15 protein-coding genes are annotated in these 16,108 nt (G+C 72.8%); 4 read left to right on the top strand and 11 right to left on the bottom strand.

Going from position 1 to position 16,108, the window contains the following annotated elements:
- Nucleotides 1-79 precede the first annotated feature (79 nt).
- The gene (locus EV376_RS12100) at nt 80-1,681 is read left to right on the top strand and encodes a phytoene desaturase family protein (protein ID WP_130322732.1); all 1,602 of its coding nucleotides are present in this window, start codon (nt 80-82) and stop codon (nt 1,679-1,681) included.
- Nucleotides 1,682-1,695: 14 nt separating this feature from the next.
- Here the strand turns inward: EV376_RS12100 and EV376_RS12095 are convergent, their stop codons facing one another.
- The 3 genes from EV376_RS12095 to EV376_RS12085 form a co-directional block, all read right to left on the bottom strand.
- Nucleotides 1,696-2,355 (bottom strand): TMEM175 family protein, encoded by a 660-nt coding sequence (locus EV376_RS12095; protein WP_130328623.1) that lies wholly within the window; start codon nt 2,353-2,355, stop codon nt 1,696-1,698.
- A 64-nt stretch (nt 2,356-2,419) separates the two neighbouring features.
- Complete coding sequence (locus EV376_RS12090) at nt 2,420-4,000, bottom strand: Rieske 2Fe-2S domain-containing protein (protein WP_130322730.1); 1,581 nt, start codon at nt 3,998-4,000, stop codon at nt 2,420-2,422.
- 112 nt (nt 4,001-4,112) lie between these two features.
- Nucleotides 4,113-4,979 (bottom strand): tetratricopeptide repeat protein, encoded by an 867-nt coding sequence (locus EV376_RS12085; protein WP_130322728.1) that lies wholly within the window; start codon nt 4,977-4,979, stop codon nt 4,113-4,115.
- Between the two features lie 92 nt (nt 4,980-5,071).
- Between EV376_RS12085 and EV376_RS30845 the strand changes: the two genes are divergently transcribed.
- The gene (locus EV376_RS30845) at nt 5,072-5,293 is read left to right on the top strand and encodes a DUF2631 domain-containing protein (protein WP_486482601.1); all 222 of its coding nucleotides are present in this window, start codon (nt 5,072-5,074) and stop codon (nt 5,291-5,293) included.
- Between the two features lie 65 nt (nt 5,294-5,358).
- Here the strand turns inward: EV376_RS30845 and EV376_RS12075 are convergent, their stop codons facing one another.
- The 8 genes from EV376_RS12075 to EV376_RS12040 form a co-directional block, all read right to left on the bottom strand.
- On the bottom strand, nt 5,359-6,399 hold the full coding sequence (locus EV376_RS12075) for a DivIVA domain-containing protein (RefSeq protein ID WP_130322724.1): 1,041 nt from the start codon (nt 6,397-6,399) through the stop codon (nt 5,359-5,361).
- A 31-nt stretch (nt 6,400-6,430) separates the two neighbouring features.
- On the bottom strand, nt 6,431-7,579 hold the full coding sequence (gene rlmN / locus EV376_RS12070) for a dual-specificity RNA methyltransferase RlmN (protein ID WP_130322722.1): 1,149 nt from the start codon (nt 7,577-7,579) through the stop codon (nt 6,431-6,433).
- A gap of 104 nt (nt 7,580-7,683) precedes the next feature.
- The gene (locus EV376_RS12065) at nt 7,684-8,985 is read right to left on the bottom strand and encodes a phosphatidate cytidylyltransferase (RefSeq protein ID WP_130322720.1); all 1,302 of its coding nucleotides are present in this window, start codon (nt 8,983-8,985) and stop codon (nt 7,684-7,686) included.
- A 304-nt stretch (nt 8,986-9,289) separates the two neighbouring features.
- The gene (gene frr, locus EV376_RS12060) at nt 9,290-9,847 is read right to left on the bottom strand and encodes a ribosome recycling factor (RefSeq protein ID WP_130322718.1); all 558 of its coding nucleotides are present in this window, start codon (nt 9,845-9,847) and stop codon (nt 9,290-9,292) included.
- A gap of 68 nt (nt 9,848-9,915) precedes the next feature.
- Complete coding sequence (gene pyrH / locus EV376_RS12055; RefSeq protein WP_130322716.1) at nt 9,916-10,683, bottom strand: UMP kinase; 768 nt, start codon at nt 10,681-10,683, stop codon at nt 9,916-9,918.
- Nucleotides 10,684-10,840: 157 nt separating this feature from the next.
- Nucleotides 10,841-11,668: a translation elongation factor Ts gene (gene tsf / locus EV376_RS12050; protein WP_130322714.1), complete on the bottom strand. Its 828-nt coding sequence runs from the start codon at nt 11,666-11,668 to the stop codon at nt 10,841-10,843.
- Nucleotides 11,669-11,804: 136 nt separating this feature from the next.
- Nucleotides 11,805-12,629 carry a 30S ribosomal protein S2 gene (gene rpsB / locus EV376_RS12045; protein WP_130322712.1) on the bottom strand — a complete coding sequence of 275 codons (825 nt, stop codon included), beginning with the start codon at nt 12,627-12,629 and terminating at the stop codon, nt 11,805-11,807.
- A 269-nt stretch (nt 12,630-12,898) separates the two neighbouring features.
- Nucleotides 12,899-13,867 carry a tetraspanin family protein gene (locus EV376_RS12040; RefSeq protein ID WP_130322710.1) on the bottom strand — a complete coding sequence of 323 codons (969 nt, stop codon included), beginning with the start codon at nt 13,865-13,867 and terminating at the stop codon, nt 12,899-12,901.
- A 318-nt stretch (nt 13,868-14,185) separates the two neighbouring features.
- Between EV376_RS12040 and EV376_RS12035 the strand changes: the two genes are divergently transcribed.
- Together EV376_RS12035 and EV376_RS12030 are read left to right on the top strand one after the other, a co-directional pair.
- A complete protein-coding gene (locus EV376_RS12035; RefSeq protein ID WP_130322708.1) occupies nt 14,186-14,542 on the top strand; it encodes a YraN family protein in 357 nt (118 codons plus the stop codon).
- A 15-nt stretch (nt 14,543-14,557) separates the two neighbouring features.
- Nucleotides 14,558-16,078, top strand: a complete 1,521-nt coding sequence (locus EV376_RS12030; RefSeq protein WP_130322706.1) for a YifB family Mg chelatase-like AAA ATPase — start codon at nt 14,558-14,560, stop codon at nt 16,076-16,078.
- Nucleotides 16,079-16,108 lie beyond the last annotated feature (30 nt).

Raw genomic sequence — 16,108 nt, 5'->3', positions numbered from 1 at the left:
TCCGGCCCGGCGTGTCGCGGCAACAACTTCATGATCAGCGGGGTGCAGCTGTGACCGGGAGCACGTTAGGGTTCCGGGTATGGGTGTTGAGCAGGGGGTTCCCGCGCGGGCGGATGTTGTCGTGGTGGGCGCGGGACACAACGGGTTGGTGTCGGCGATCCTGCTGGCGCGTGCCGGGCTGGACGTGCTGGTGCTGGAGGCCGCCGACGTCATCGGCGGCGCGACGCGCACCGAGTCGCCGTTCCCGAAGGTGCCGGGACTACGGCACTCCACCGGGTCGTACCTGCTCGGGCTGATGCCGCCGGAGCTGCTCGGCACGCTCGACGTCCGCATTCCCGTGCTGCGCCGGGACCCGCACTACTTCCTGCCCACCCCGGGCGGGCTCGGCTCGCCGTACCTGCTCTTCGGCAGCGACACCGCCGCGACCCGCAAGCAGCTCGCGGAGTTCTTCTCCCCCGCCGACGCGGCCGCCGACGACGCGCTCCAGGCCGAGCTGGCCGCGCTGCGCGAGGACCTGGCGCCCGCCTGGCTGGCCGAGCCGCTGCCGGTCGAGGAGACCGCGGAGCGGTACGTGCGGCCCGCGCTGCGGCAGGTCTTCGTCGACCTGGTCCGCGGCTCGGTCGCCGACCACCTGGCCCGCTTCGAGTTCCGCTCCGAACTGCTGGTCAGCATGTACGCCGTCACCGACGGCCTGTCCGGGCTGAACGCCGGCCCCGACGACCCCGGCACCGGGCACAACTTCCTGGTGCACAACATGTGCCGGCTGCCCGGCTCGGACGGCACCTGGATGATCGCCGAGGGCGGCATGGGCACGGTCTCCCGGACCTTCGCCGACGCCGCGCGCACCGCCGGCGCGACCATCCTCGCCGGTACGCCGGTCACCCGGATCACCCTCGACGGCGGCGCCGCGTCCGGGGTGGTGCTCGCCGACGGGCGGGAGATCGGCGCGTCCGTGGTACTGGGGGCCTGCGACCCGTACCGGCTGATGGAGCTGCTGCCCGACGGCGCGCTCCCGGCACCGCTCACCGGGCGGATGGCGGCGGTCCGCCGCCCCGGCACCACGCTCAAGCTCAACCTGGCGCTGACCGGGCTGCCCCGGTTCTCCTGCCTGCCCGAGGACGCGCCGAGCCCGTTCGGGTCGACCATCCACCTGCTCCCCGGCTCGGCCTCGCTGTGCGGCGAGGGCGGCGAGGCGCCGATGGCGGCGCTGCGGGCGATGTGGGCCGACGTGCAGGCCGGACGGCTGCCGGAGGAGCCGACCATCGAGTGGTACCTGCACACGACGGTGGACCCGTCGCTCTCCGACGCCGCCGGGCACCACTCGTCGGCGCTGTTCGTGCAGTCGGTGCCGTACGAGCTGGCCGGCACGACCTGGGACGAGGCGCTGCCCGGGTACGTGGACAAGCTCGTGGCGATCTGCGAGCGGTACGCACCGGGCACCGCCGACCTGATCGCCGACGCCGTGCCGCTGGCCCCACCGGGCATCGAGGCGCACTTCGGCATCACCGGCGGCCACATCCACCACGTCGACAACACCGTGTCGTTCACCGACCGGATGCCCTACGCGACCGGCGTCGACGGCGTCTACGCGGGCAGCGCCGGCTGCCACCCCGCGGGCAGCGTCATCGGCGCCGCGGGCCACAACGCCGCCCAACGCATCCTCGCCGACCTCGGCCGGTGAGGAAGAGCCCCTCCTTAGCGCGCGGGGTAGTCCGAGGGGCCCCTCCCAACATCGCCGTCCGCCGAGCTGGGCAGGTCGCCGGGACGGCGGACGAGGAAGATGCCCACGAGGACGAGGTAGAGGACGAGGCTGAGGATCGGATTGACGAAGACGAAGGCGAAGGCGATCAGGTAGAGCAGCGGGCGCAGCCGCAGCCGGCGGGCGATCGCCCGGGTCAGCCGGGGGTCCAGGTCGTGGTGGAGCAGGTGGCGCCGACGGGCCCACCACCACGCCAGGTTGAAGAAGCTCGACTCGCCGACCACCGTGCCGACGTAGAGCGCGGCGGTCAGCCGCTGCTCCGTCGGGCTGCCCCGCAGGTTGTCCGCGAGCAGATCCGCCGTGAACGGGATCGTGGCGACGAAGAGCAGCTGGAGCAGGTTGAACACGAGCAGCGGCTGATCCACCCGGACCACGTACCGCCACATGTTGTGGTGACCGAGCCAGATCTGCCCGGCGATCCCGAAGGTGATCACGTAGGCCAGGTAGGCCGGCCAGGCGTGGACGAGGGCGTCGGGAACCTCCCGTCCGGTCACCCGGGCCGGGCCGTTCTGGAGCAGCTCGACGGCCATCACGGTCACCACGACCGCGAAGATCCCGTCGCTGAAGGTCTCGACGCGGGACGCGTCCCGGCCCATCTCCCGGCCGGGCCCGTACCGGTACTCCTTCTCCTCCCCCGTCGCCCCCGTCACGCCCCGACCGTCAGGTGAGCGTCTCGCCCGCCGGTGCCGGGGCCTGCTCGTCCACCCGGTGGGCGCGGATCTTGTGGCCCACGCTGGTCAGGCAGCGGCCGCTGGCGAGGTCGAACCGCCAGCCGTGCAGCTGGCAGGTGAGCTGGTCGCCCTCCACGATGCCGAACCGGCTCAGGTCCGCCTTCAGGTGCGGGCAGCGGCGCTGCACCACCCAGTCGCCGATCGTGATGTCCTCGGCGTCGACCGCGCGCTCGTGCTCGTCGTACCAGCCCTCGGCGTACTGGAGCCGCTCCTCGGAGAGGCACTTGAAGAAGGAGTAGACGAACTCGTTGTACTGGCCGATCCGCGCCGCCGAGAAGCGGCAGGACAGGAAGAGCGAGTTGACCCAGTCCACCTCGCCGATGTGCAGCAGGTGCTCGATCAGCGCCCGCTCGGTCCGGAAGCGGTAGCGCACCTTCTCGTCCGCGTACGGGCGCACCTGCTTGCCGGGGAAGTCCACCACGATCGACTCGACGCTCTCGCCGTCGTAGCCGACCAGGTCGAAGCGGACCGGACCGCCGACCCCCTTCGCCAGGTAGATCGACTCGTCCAGCAGCGGCTCGATCCGGCGCTGCATCTCCTTGAGGACGTCGACCTCCGGGTGCCGCCAGGACGCCTTCTCCGCCTCGATGATCGGACGCTTGCGCTCCCGCATCTCCGCCAGGTGGGCGACCTTGTTCGCGAAGAACTCCGCCACCGGCACCGGGTGGGTGGTCTCGCACGACCCGGTGGTGATCTCGGCGACGCTGCCGGGCAGCAGCACGACGCCGTTGGTCCCACCGACCTTCGCGTACTCGGACAGGAAAACCGACTGGTCGGGGAAGATGTTGCCCTCGTCGCCGTGGATGTCGTTGAACTGCCACAGCGAGTCGTCGAGGAAGCACGGCGGGCCGGCGATCGGGAAGACGTGGTCGGCCTTCAGGTCGTTGATGTACCGCCAGGTGCGGTCGAACTGCCGCTCCCGCTTCTGCTTGCCGAAGGCGGTCTTGGCGGCCTGCGGCAGCTCGTAGACCATCGGGTACCAGATCGCGCCGGAGAACTGGAGCATGTGCGCGTGCACGTGCCCGAGCTCGGCGAAGACGCTCAGGTCGGTGGGCCGGGCGTCGTTCTGGTTGAGCAGCCGGACGCCGTCGTACTCCACCCACAGCGACGAGTCGCCGATCGGGCCGTCGGTCGGGCTGGTCAGCGCCTGGATCATGACCTTCAGGCCGCCGTCCAGCTCGACGACCTCCTCGTTGGGCGCCTTCAGGAACTTCGTGAAGCCCAGCTCCCGCAGCTCGTCCTCCATCTCCGAGGTCGGGAAGGCGGGCAGCAGCACGGTGGCGTCCTTCGACACGTACCGCTTGAGGTGCGCCGCGTCGAAGTGGTCCCGGTGCAGGTGGGAGACGTAGAGGTAGTCGACGTCGCCGAGCGCCTCCCAGTCGAGCCGGGAGTTGTCGGGGAACGGAAACCACGACGCGAAGTAAGCCGGATTGACCCACGGGTCGCACAGGATGCTGCCCGCAGGCGTGTCGATCCGCATGCTGGCGTGCCCGGTACCGGTCACTCGCACCGCAGTTCCCCCTCAGGACGACGAACAAGGCGTACGCCGAAACGCTACCGGAGCCACTCGGACCGCCGCCCGCCGACGCCGGTAGTCCGGATGCACCGGTCCGGTCGACCGCTCAGACCTGCGACGGCTCCGTCCAGGAACGCCGCTCCGGCGCGCCGGCTCGCCAGGCGTCCAGCAGCCCGGGGATCTCGTCCGGTGGCGCGGCGAGGCTCACCCACTGCTCCCCGTGCGTCGCGTGGTCCGGGTTGCCGGCGACGCTGCCCTCGCTGCAGCAGGCGCAGAGCGCCCGCACGCCGCTGGCCGGCTCGGCCCCGTAGCCGCGCTCGGCGAAGACGGCCACCAGGGCCCGCAGGTCGTCCGCCGTCGCGGCCGTCACCCGGGCGGTGCTGGTCGGCAGCGTGGACTCGCGCCACAGCAGCAACTCGTCGAACACCGGGAAGCTCTGGCCGTCGATCAGGCGCTCCCCGTTCGGGACGCCGTCGTGCACGACGATCTCCTTGAACCGGCGGCCGGACTCCGGCGTCGGCACGCTGAGCACCTCCGCGCGGGCCGGGCACAGCCGGCGCGCCCAGACCACCTCGGCGCGGCCGGCCGGGTCGAGCCGGACCGGGGTCACCCCGAAGTCCTCGACGATCTCACCCTCGCCGTCGGGCAGCGTGAGCCCGTACCCCCGCCAGGCGTCCCGCGCGGTGGCCCAGTCACCCATGATCGTCGCCGCGATCCCCAGGTTCCAGTACGCCGGGTCCTCGGTGCCCCGCTCGGCCCGGGCGGCCGCCTCGCGGCCCAACTCGTACGCCTTGGCCCAGTTCCGCAGGAACTTGTGGGCCAGGGCGGCGTCGTACCACCAGACCCCCGCGTGGCGATGGCCCGGGTGGCGGCGGGCGAGCTCCGCCAGCCCGTCAGCGGCGACCGGCCAGTTCCGGGCATCCCACGCCTCGTATGCGCGCTTCAGCAGCTTGCGACCGTCGTCCTCCGGCATCGCCTGTTCCTCAGGTGGTCGGACCCAGCGCCGGGCCCGGTAGGGGGCGTGCCAGACTAACCGGAGATCCGATCGCGAGGGAAGGACCGACAGTGGCAGGAAGCGAGCCGGTTACCGCTCCGGACCAGCACAAGCCGGGGCACCGCAAGTCCGGGCGGATCGGCGCGGTGGTCGTCGCGCTGGCACTGCTGGCGATGATCTGCGGCAACCACGAGGGCAGGATCGAGGACCTCTGGCTGGTCGGCCTCGCCCTTCTGCTGCTGGCCATCGTCATCGGCGACGTCGTGCTGCGGCGCAACGGGCTGCGGTCGTAGGTCCGCGCACCCGGCGACGCACGAGGGCCCGCTCCCGGCCGGGAGCGGGCCCTCGCACGTACCCGTCAGCGGCCGAGCAGGATGTCCTGCACGTCCTTGAGGGCGGCGTCGACCTCCGCCTCGAAGTAGCCACCCTGCACCAGGCCGAAGCGCAGCGTGTCCAGGTCGCGGGGGTTCACCGGCATCGGGTTGCGCCCCTGCATCCCGCCGAGCAGGCTCTCGAAGAACCGGTCGACCTGGTCCGGGTCGTACCCGCTGCCGAAGCGCCGGACCTGGAAGCTGCGCCGGATCTGGTCCACCCGGTAGAGGTCACTGCCCGGCGGACCGGCCATGGGCGGACCGGCCATCGCCGGCGGGCCGGGCACGGCCGGCGGGCCGCCCGCGGGACCGCCACCGAAGCCACTCTGCGGCTGGGGCGGCGGGCCGCCCATGCCCCGGCCCCGCTCCGGCATCCGGATCTCGGCCGTCATGTCGGTACGCCCGTGCCGCCCGGCCTCGAAGCCGTCGAACCGCTCGTCCGGCCCGTAGCCGCCGGGACCGCCCGGACCCTCCGGACCGTAGCCGCCCGGACCGGCCGGCAGGCCGCGCGGCGGGCCGCCGTGGCCCATCGGCGCACCCGGGCCGCCCGGGCCGCGCGGCGGCTCGTAGCCGCCCCGGGGTGCGTCGTAACCACCCGCGAAGGCACCGGTGGGCTCGTCGTACCGGCCGTAGCGGTCGGGCGGGCCGGGTTGCGCCGGCATGACCCGCGGCGGCATGGGCTGGGGCACCGGCGACATGCCCCGGTCGTCGCGCATCGGCGGGCCCATGCGCTCCGGCGGGCCGAGCCGGTCCGCCATCCGGGGGTCGCGGCCGGCCATGCCGCCGCGCTCCTCCAGCTCGGCCAGCTGTCGCTCGACCCGGTCGAGGTGCAGGTCGACCTGCCACTCGTCGTAGCCGTTGAACCGGACCCGGAAGACGACGTCGTGGACCTCCTGCGAGGACACGGGCGCGCCCACCGGCTGCCCGGCCAGCGTGGCCTCGACGCGGTCGAGGAAGGCGTCCACCTCGTCGACCTTGTATCCCCGGCGCAGCGCCTTACGCCGGAAACGCTGACCCTGACTCGCCACTATGTCTCCTGGTCTCGTTCGCTACGCCGGGTCACGGTGTCTCCCCGGTCCCAACGGTCTCACTGCCCTCCGCCGCGGCGGCGAGCTGGCCACACGCCCCGTCGATCTCGCGCCCCCGGGTGTCGCGCACCGTCGTCGACACCCCGGCGTCGCGCAACCGCCGGACGAACTCCCGCTCGACCGGCTTCGGGCTCGCATCCCAGCGGCTGCCCGGAGTGGGGTTGAGCGGGATCAGGTTCACGTGGGCCAGCTTGCCGGCCAACAGCCGCCCGAGCAGATCGGCTCTCCACGGCTGGTCGTTCACGTCCTTGATCATCGCGTATTCGATCGACACACGACGTCCCGTGCGGGCCGCGTACTCCCAGGCCGCATCCAGCACCTCGGACACCTTCCAGCGCTGGTTGACGGGCACGAGTTCGTCGCGCAGCTCATCATCGGGGGCATGCAGCGACAACGCAAGGGTCAGCGAGAGGTCTTCGCTGGCCAGTCGGCGGATGGCCGGGACCAGGCCGACTGTGGAAACGGTGATGTGGCGCTGGGACAGGCCCAGCCCCTCGGGGGCGGGCGCGACCAGCCGCCGGATGGCCGCCAGGACCCGGTTGTAGTTGGCCAGCGGCTCGCCCATCCCCATGAACACCACGTGCGACAGGCGGGGCGGGGAGCCGGCGACCGCTCCGGACGCGGCGACGCCGGCCAGGTAGACCGCCTGGTCGACGATCTCGGCGGTCGAGAGGTTGCGGGTCAGCCCGGCCTGGCCGGTCGCGCAGAACGGGCAGGCCATCCCGCAGCCCGCCTGGCTGGAGATGCAGACCGTCACCCGGTCCGGGTAGCCCATCAGCACGCTCTCGACCAGCGACCCGTCGTGCAGGCGCCAGAGCGCCTTGCGGGTGGCGCCGTCGTCGCACGCCAGCTCCCGTACCGGGGTCAGCAGCGTGGGCAGCAGCCGCCCGGCCAGCGTCTCCCGGCTGGCCGCCGGCAGGTCGGTCATCTGCCGGGGATCCCGGACGAGGCGGCCGAAGTAGTGGGTGGACACCTGCCGGGCCCGGAACCCTGGCTCGCCCAGCTCGGCGACCAGCGCCTGGCGGCCGGCGAGGTCGAGATCGGCGAGGTGCTGCGGGGGCATCGCCGCACGGCGTGCGGGGGCGTCGAGGTTGACCGGGGTCAGGGGCAGGCTCGTCATGGCGTGTCCAGTCTGTCACGCCTGGGGCGGGACGCACCCGTCCGGAGGTGCCGAATCCAGCCTGACCGCACGGACGACGGCACCGCCGGAGGGTGATTCACGACTCAGCCCGCCGTCGGGACGAAGACCGCGAGCAGCAGGTACGCCGTCGGGAGGGCGAAGAGGATCGAGTCGAGCCGGTCCATCAGGCCGCCGTGCCCGGGGAGGAGGTTGCTCATGTCCTTGACGCCCAGGTCGCGTTTGAGCATGGACTCGGCGAGGTCGCCGACGACGGCCGCGGCGGAGACCGCCACGCCGAACAGCGCCCCCCACCAGGGCGCCACGTCGAAGAGCAGCCAGATCAGCAGGGCGCTGCCCAGCGCCGCCGCCCCGAGCGACCCGGCCAGGCCCTCCCAGGACTTCTTCGGGCTGATCGTCGGGGCCATCGGGTGCTTGCCGAAGTTGACGCCGGCCGCGTACCCGCCGGTGTCGGAGAGCACCACCGCGACCAGGGTCACCAGCACCCGCAGCGGCCCGTCGTCCGGCGAAGCCGTCAGCAGCGCGGCGAAACCGCCAAGGAACGGCACGTAGACGGCGATGAGGGTGGCGGCGGTGACGTCCCGCCGGAGTCCGGCCGGACCGTCGCCCAGGCGCCACACCAGCGTGCCGAGCAACGTGACGGCCAGGCCGAGGGTGAGCGCGTCGGGCCCGGCGAACCAGGCCAGCCCGACCGTGAGCACCCCGCCGGCGATCAGCGGAACCAGGGGCGGGTGCGCGTCGGCGCGACCGACGGCCCGCGCCATCTCCCAGCAGCCGACGGCCACCGCACCCGCAATGACCAGCAGAAATGCCAACGGATACAGGAACAGCGGCAGCAGGATCAGGGCACCGAGGGCGACCCCGACCCCGATCGCCGCCGGCAGGTTGCGCCCGGCCCGCCCGGACGGCTGCTGTCGGGCGCCCGTGGCCCGGCGTCGCCCCGGCTGGCGGCGGCCCCGTGGCGGCTCCTGCGCGGCCGGGGGCGGATCGTCCCGGACCGGTTGGAGCTGGGCCGTCGGGTACTCCGCCCCGGCCGGGTCGTCCCGGACCGGTTCCAGCTGCGCGGTGGGGTAGTCCGCCGCGTCGTCGGGGCCGCGGTGGCCGTTGCGCCCGTTCGCCGGCGCCCGCCGGTAGGCCGGGTCGCCCGGGCGGCCCGGCTCGCGGATCGGTCCCGCGCCGCCGCGGTCGTCATACCCCGGGTACGCCGCGCCGAGGTCGGCGGGCGGCCGGGCGCGCGGGTCGGCGTAGTGGTCGGGGGCGACAGCGGAACCGGTGGTCCAGGCTCCGGGCTCAACGTCCCGGTCAGGCCAGGGCAGGGCGGGTGCGGGCCGGTCCGGTCGGTCCCAGTTGCGGGGTTCGGCGCTGCCGTAGGGGTCGACGGAGGACATCACGCACCGGCGGGGCGTGACATGGAACCGACCAGACGCACAACCAAGACCATTCCCCTACCCGAGTGACTCTCCTCCGGTTCACCGGCCCGTCGGCCGGTCGATCCCCGCCGTTCACCGCCGGGTGGCCCGGGAATCGTGCCGAGCCTACTGCACCCACCGCCGGCCCACCCGGGACCGTTGGCGGGACGACCGCGCCCCCGTACGGAGCGCGCGACAACGGGGCGGATACGAGGGCGGCACCGGCGCACGCCCCCGACGAGGGGCCGTGGACCGGTGCCGCGCCAGCGGTCGGGCGTCGAGGTCAGACCTCGAGCAGCTCGGCCTCTTTGTGCTTGACCAGCTCGTCGATGGTCGCGACGAAGCGCTGGGTCAGGTCGTCCAGCTCCTTCTCGGCGCGACGCCCCTCGTCCTCGCCGACCTCGCCGTTCTTGACCAGCCGGTCCAGCTCCTCCTTGGCCTTGCGGCGGATGTTGCGGACCGCCACCTTGCCCTCCTCGCCCTTGTGCCGGGCAACCTTGATCATCTCGCGGCGCCGCTCCTCGGTCATCTGCGGGAGCAGGATGCGCAGCTGGTTGCCCTCGTTGTTCGGGTTCACGCCGAGGTCGGAGTCGCGGATCGCCTTTTCCATGGCGTTGGTCTGCGAGTTGTCGTACGGCTTGATGATGACCATGCGCGGCTCGGGCACGCCGATGGACGCCATCTGCGGCAGCGGGGTCGGGCTGCCGTAGTAGTCGATTATGATCTTGGAGAACATGGCGGCGTTGGCGCGACCCGTACGGATGGCGCCGAACTCCTCCTTGGCGTGCTCGATGGCACGCTCCATCTTCTCCTCCGCCTCGAGGAGGGTGTCGTCGATCACCGGTCTCCTCGCCTCCTTCTGTGCTCGTCGTGGCTGGTCGTGTCGGAGGACCGTCGAGGTCGGCTCGCTCAGGTGGTGATCAGGGTGCCGATCTTGTCGCCGCCCACGGCCCGGATGATGGTGTCGTCGCCCTGGGCGCCGAAGACCAGCATCGGCAGCCCGTTCTCCATGCAGAGGCTGAAGGCGGCGGCGTCGGCGACCCGCAGGTTGCGCCGGAGCACCTCGGAGAAGGTGATCGAGTCGAACTTGCTGGCGGTCGGATCGACGCGCGGATCGGCGGTGTAGACGCCGTCCACGCCGTTCTTGCTCATCAGCACCACGTCCGCCCGGATCTCCAGCGCGCGCTGGGCGGCGACGGTGTCGGTGGAGAAGTAAGGCATCCCGGCGCCGGCGCCGAAGATCACCACCCGGCCCTTCTCGAGGTGCCGGATGGCGCGCAGCGGAATGTACGGTTCAGCGACCTGGGCCATCGTGATGGCGCTCTGCACCCGGGTCTCGATGCCCTCCTTCTCCAGGAAGTCCTGGAGGGCGAGGCAGTTCATCACCGTGCCGAGCATGCCCATGTAGTCGGCCCGGGCCCGGTCCATGCCGCGTTTCTGCAGCTCGGCGCCGCGGAAGAAGTTGCCGCCGCCGACCACCACGGACACCTGCACGCCGCGCCGGACCACGGTCGCGATCTGCCGGGCGATGGCCTGGACGACATCGGGGTCGACGCCGATGGCGCCCCCGCCGAACACCTCACCGGAGAGCTTCAGCACCACCCGGCGGGCCCGACCGGGGGGCGGCGCCGTCGGATCGTCCGCCGCCAGACTCCGGTCACTCACAACCTGCGTCATCCGCCCCGCCCTTCACCATGCGGCGCCCCGCGCCGCGTACCGCGAAACTGCCGTGACCGACCCTATGTGACGAGGAGGCCGCGGTGCCTGACACGTACACCGGCGACCTCCTCGTCCACGTTCCCTCCCGCGGACGGCTGCCCGCCCGCGGTGCGGCTCAGGCCTGGCCGACCTCGAACCGGACGAAGCGGGTGACCTCGATGCCGGCCTCGGCCAGCACCTGCCGCACCGTCTTCTTGTTGTCGGTGACCGACGCCTGCTCCAGCAGGACGTAGTCCTTGAAGAAGGAGTTCACCCGGCCCTCGACGATCTTCGGCAGCGCCGCCTCGGGCTTGTTCTCCTCGCGGGCGGTCTGCTCGGCGATGCGCCGCTCGGACTCGACGACCTCCGCCGGGACCTCGTCCCGGGTGAGGTACTGCGGACGCATGGCGGCGACCTGCATGGCGGCACCGCGCGCGTCGGCGTCGCCCGCCTCGTCGGACGTGCCGGCGTACTGCACCAGCACGCCGACGGCCGGCGGCAGGTCCTGCGCCTTGCGGTGCAGGTAGACCGCGACGTTGCCGTCGAGCTTGGCGAAGCGGCTGAGCACCAGCTTCTCGCCGATCTTGGCCGACTGCTCCTGGACCAGGTCGGCGACGGTCTTGCCGTCGAGCTCCGACGCGAGCAGCTCCTCGGCGCTCGTCACGCCGCTGCGCTCGCCGTGCTCGACGAGCTGCTGGGCCAGCGCGATGAAGCTCTCGTTCTTGGCGACGAAGTCGGTCTCGCAGTTGAGCTCCAGCAGCGCCTTGCCGGAGTGCGCGATGAGGCCGTTGGCGGCCGTCCGGCCAGCCCGCTTGCCGACGTCCTTGGCGCCCTTGACGCGCAGGATCTCGACGGCCTTGTCGAAGTCGCCCTCGGCCTCGGTCAGCGCCTTCTTGCTGTCCATCATGCCGGCGCCGGTGAGGTCGCGGAGCTTCTTGACGTCCGCGGCGGTGAAGTTGGACATGGCTCTCTCTTCGGTGTTGAGACGGCGGGTGGGATGGTCTGAGGTGCCGGTTACCCGGATCCGGGCCGGATCTGCCCGGCCGGTCCGCCGCACCCCGCCGCCCGGACGGGCCGGACGGCGGGAACGCGGCGCGGGGTCACTCCGCGGTGGCGGCCGCCGGCTGCTCGTCGCCCTTCTTCGGCTCCTCGAGCAGCTCGCGCTCCCACTCGGCCAGCGGCTCGTCGGAGGCGACGCCCGCCTCCGGCTTCTCGTCGGTGCCCCGGCGGCGACCGGAACGGGCGATCAGGCCGTCGGCGACGGCGGCGGCCACGACCTTGGTCAGCAGCTCGGCCGACCGGATCGCGTCGTCGTTGCCCGGGATCGGGTAGTCGACCTCGTCCGGGTCGCAGTTGGTGTCGAGGACCGCGATGACCGGAATGCCCAGCTTGCGGGCCTCGTCGACGGCGATGTGCTCCTTCTTGGTGTCGACCACCCAGATCGCGGCCGGGAGCTTCTGCATGTCCCGCAGACCACCGAGGGTGCGGGTCAGCTTCTCCTTCTCGCGGGAGAGCTGCAGCGTCTCCTTCTTGGTGTAGCCGGCGGTGGTGCCGCTCAGGTCACCCAGGGCCTCCAGCTCCTTCATCCGCTGGAGCCGCTTGTACACCGTCTGGAAGTTGGTCAGCATGCCGCCGAGCCAGCGGTGGTTCACGTACGGCTGGCCGACCCGGGTCGCCTGCTCGGCGATCGCCTCCTGGGCCTGCTTCTTGGTGCCGACGAAGAGGATCGAGCCACCCTCGGCGACCGTCCCGCGCACGAAGTCGTACGCCTTCTCGATGTAGTCGAGCGTCTGGCGCAGGTCGATGATGTAGATGCCATTGCGCTCGGTGAAGATGAAACGCTTCATCTTCGGGTTCCAGCGCCGGGTCTGGTGCCCGAAGTGGACACCGCTCTCCAGCAGCTGGCGCATGGTCACGACGGCCATGGGTTACTCCTTGCGTCCCTGGTTGTCCCGCCCGGCCGGCGGCCGGGCGTCCTGGCGCCCGGTCGCCGGCCATGGTGGGCCCGACCAAGATCGGGACCAGGGAGGCCGTCGCTCCACGACTGAACATGAAGAAGGCGCGCGAGGTCGACCGCACGAGGCGGTCGCCAGTCGACCAGTGTACGCCCCCTCCCGACCACCCCGTGCCCGGGAGCAAGGAAGGGCCCCTTGTCAACGCCGGGCGTTGCAGAAGAGGCCCCTGATGACAGCTGTCAGCCCACCGCGAGCGCCGCCGCGACGAAGAGCACCAGGCCGACGGTCAGGTAGGCCGTCGGCGGACGCAGCCAGCCACGACCGCCATCGCCCAGCGCCAGCCCGCCGGTCCGCAGCCCGTACAGGCCCATCGCGAAGATCGGCAGACCGCAGACCAGGAAGATCCCCGCGACCACGTTCGCCGCCGACACCGGATCCCCGGTCACCCCGGTGAGCAGCACCCGCAGCGCCGGCACCTCGAAGACCAGCACCAGCAGGGCGAAGAGCACGGCCAACGCCGGACGACGGGTCCGGTAGACACCGTCGCCCACCACCGGAGCCGGCACCGCCGCGGGCGGCAGGTCACCCCGAGGCCCGACCGGCGGCATCGGCCCGGTCGGCATCTCCAGCGGATTCGGCGCGTCCGCGACCGGCCGGTTCGGCTCCGCCGGCGGTCGGTTGGGCTCCGCGATCGGGCGGCTCGGGTCCACGATCGGGTACCCACCCAGCCCCACCGGCCGGGACGGGTCGGTGACCGGACCGGCCCCGCCCAGCGCGTCGGCGCTGGACGACGCCAGCGGATCGCGCCCCTCCCGGGACCGCCGCCCCGGCAGCTCGCCGGAGACGTCCGGGTCCGTCTCCGCCCGTCGGGACCGGCTCACCCGATATCCGTCCGCCTCGCCCCGACCATCGCCGTACGTGGCGAAACGCCCCGAATCATCCTCGCCGATCCGGAACGCACCGGACTCCTCCGGGTTCGGGAAGTGGCGTGCGGCGCCCACCGGGTCGCCGTAGCGGGCGTCCGCGCCGCCCTGCTCGGGTACGCGGAGATCGTCCTCGCGGTAGCGGCTCTCGCCGGCGGCCCGCCAGGCCGGCTCCCCGTAGCCCCGCTCCCGGTCACCGGGGTACCAGCGCGACTCCTGATCTTCGGGAAAACTCCGTCGTTCGTCCACGCGGGCACCGTATGCGACCGGCCGCAACCACGCCATTCACCGGTGGACCCGGCCAACCTGGGCCGATCCTTCGACAGTGCTCAGCCGGACGTCACCCTCCGTCGCCAACCGGCCCATCCACTCCGCCGCCTCCGCCCGCAGGCCGTCGTGCCGGCTTCGTTGGCGGCTTTCGTCGCGTCGGTCGCGCCGACGCCATCCGTCGTCGAGCATCGATATCGACTCGACCTGGGACGACGGCACGCTCCCTAGCACACGCGGGGCATGATCGTCCGGTCGTCCACAGGGGCCTTCGTTGTCCACAGCGCCACGGACCGGGGCGGCGGCGGTCTCCGGCAACGGGGCACCGTGCCGGGCATGACCACACGGAACCAGGCGGTCGGCGCGTACGGGGAGCGCTGCGCCCTTCGGCACCTGATCGCGGCGGGCCTGCGGCCCGTGGCCCGCAACTGGCGCTGCCCCGGCGGCGAGATCGACATCATCGCCTGGGACGGTCCGGTCCTCGCCTTCTGTGAGGTGAAGACCCGCAGCAGCGACGACTTCGGCACCCCCGCCGAGGCGGTCGTCCGGGCCAAGGCCCGCCGGCTGCGGGGCCTCGCGGCCCGCTGGCTCGCGGAGACCGGGACGACCGCCGCGGAGGTGCGGTTCGACGTCCTCGCGGTCCGGCTCACCGGCGGACCGGCGCAGGTCGAACACGTCAAGGGGGCGTTCTGAGATGGGAGCGCGCCGGTGAGCTACGCGCGGGTGTTCTGCGTCGGCCTGGTCGGGGTGACCGGGCACGTGGTGCAGGTGGAGGCGGATCTCGCCCCCGGCCTGCCCACCGTGGCGATCACGGGCCTGCCCGACACCGCCCTGCACGAGGCACGCGACCGGGTACGCGCCGCCGTCGTCAACTCCGGCCGGAGCTGGCCCAACCGCCGGATCACCATCAACCTCCTCCCCGCGACCCTCCCCAAGTACGGGTCCTCGTTCGACCTGGCCATCGCCGCGGCGGTGCTCGGCAGCGCCGGGGAACTACCGCTTGCGCCTCTGGAAAAGGTGGTGGTCCTCGGCGAGCTGGGGCTCGACGGCACCGTCCGCCCCGTACGCGGAGTCCTGCCGATGGTCGCCGCCGCGGCCCGCGCCGGTCACGACCGGGTGGTCGTCCCGATCGACAACGCCGCCGAGGCCGCCGTGATCCCCGGGGTACGCGTCCGCGCCGTGGACACCCTGCACCGGCTGGTCTCCTTCGTCACCGACGGCAGCCCGCTGCTCGAGCCACCCCGACCCGACCCGGTGGCACCGTCCGCCGTACCCGACCTGGCCGACGTGGCCGGCCAGGCCCTGGGCCGCCGGGCGCTGGAGGTGGCCGCCGCCGGCGGGCACCACCTGGCACTCCTCGGGCCGCCCGGCGCGGGCAAGACGATGCTCGCCGAACGGCTCCCGTCGGTGCTGCCAGAGCTCGACGACGACGCGGCGATGGAGGTGAGTTCCCTGCACTCGATCGCCGGGCTGACGCCGCCCGGCGGGCAGCTGATCCGCCGGCCGCCGTTCCAGGCGCCGCACCACACCGCAACGGTCCCGGCGCTGGTCGGTGGCGGTTCCGGTCTCGCCCGTCCGGGCGCGGTCTCGCTGGCCCACCGCGGGGTCCTCTTCCTGGACGAGGCTCCTGAGTTCGCCAAGGGCGCCCTGGACGCCCTGCGACAGCCGCTCGAACACGGCCGGGTCCGCTTGGCCCGCGCCCGGGGCTCCACCGAGTATCCGGCCCGGGTGCAGCTCGTCCTCGCCGCCAACCCCTGCCCGTGCGCGAAGCCGTCCGGGGACGCCTCCTGCGAGTGCACGCCGCTGACCCGGCGCCGCTACCTGGGGCGCCTCTCCGGCCCGCTGCTCGACCGGATCGACGTGCAGGTCACCGTGCAGCCGATCCGCGCGGCCGAGCTGACCGAGGTGGCGAGCTGCGCCGAGCCGTCCACCGTGGTGGCCGCCCGGGTGGCGGCGGCCCGTGCGGCGGCGGCCGCCCGCTGGTCGGGTCTTGGCCGACGGATCAACGCGGAGCTGCCCGGCCCGGTGCTGCGCCGGCCGCCCTGGTGCCTTCCCGCCCGGGTCACCCGTGAGCTGCGCGGCCGGCTCGACCGCGGCTCCCTCTCGGCCCGGGGCTTCGACCGGGTCCTCCGGCTCGCGTGGACGATCGCCGACCTGGACGGCCGGGACCGTCCCGACGTGGACGACGTCGGCGAGGCGATCGGCCTGCGCACCGGGGAGGCGCTGTGACCGGGCTCCGGGAAGGCGTCACGCGGCGAA

This window comes from Micromonospora sp. CNZ295 (genome assembly GCF_004217535.1).
The sequence above is the reverse complement of the archived record's forward strand: the minus strand, read 5'-3'. Positions and strand labels throughout refer to the sequence as shown.

Excerpts from the sequence above, each read along its gene's own strand:
- EV376_RS12100 (WP_130322732.1), top strand. The coding sequence starts at position 80 with ATGGGTGTTGAGCAGGGGGTTCCCGCGCGGGCGGATGTTGTCGTGGTG.
- EV376_RS12095 (WP_130328623.1), bottom strand. The coding sequence starts at position 2,355 with ATGGGCCGGGACGCGTCCCGCGTCGAGACCTTCAGCGACGGGATCTTC.
- EV376_RS12085 (WP_130322728.1), bottom strand. The coding sequence starts at position 4,979 with ATGCCGGAGGACGACGGTCGCAAGCTGCTGAAGCGCGCATACGAGGCG.
- rlmN (WP_130322722.1), bottom strand. The coding sequence starts at position 7,579 with ATGACGAGCCTGCCCCTGACCCCGGTCAACCTCGACGCCCCCGCACGC.
- EV376_RS12065 (WP_130322720.1), bottom strand. The coding sequence starts at position 8,985 with ATGTCCTCCGTCGACCCCTACGGCAGCGCCGAACCCCGCAACTGGGAC.
- pyrH (WP_130322716.1), bottom strand. The coding sequence starts at position 10,683 with ATGACGCAGGTTGTGAGTGACCGGAGTCTGGCGGCGGACGATCCGACG.
- tsf (WP_130322714.1), bottom strand. The coding sequence starts at position 11,668 with ATGTCCAACTTCACCGCCGCGGACGTCAAGAAGCTCCGCGACCTCACC.
- rpsB (WP_130322712.1), bottom strand. The coding sequence starts at position 12,629 with ATGGCCGTCGTGACCATGCGCCAGCTGCTGGAGAGCGGTGTCCACTTC.
- EV376_RS12040 (WP_130322710.1), bottom strand. The coding sequence starts at position 13,867 with ATGGCGTGGTTGCGGCCGGTCGCATACGGTGCCCGCGTGGACGAACGA.
- EV376_RS12035 (WP_130322708.1), top strand. The coding sequence starts at position 14,186 with ATGACCACACGGAACCAGGCGGTCGGCGCGTACGGGGAGCGCTGCGCC.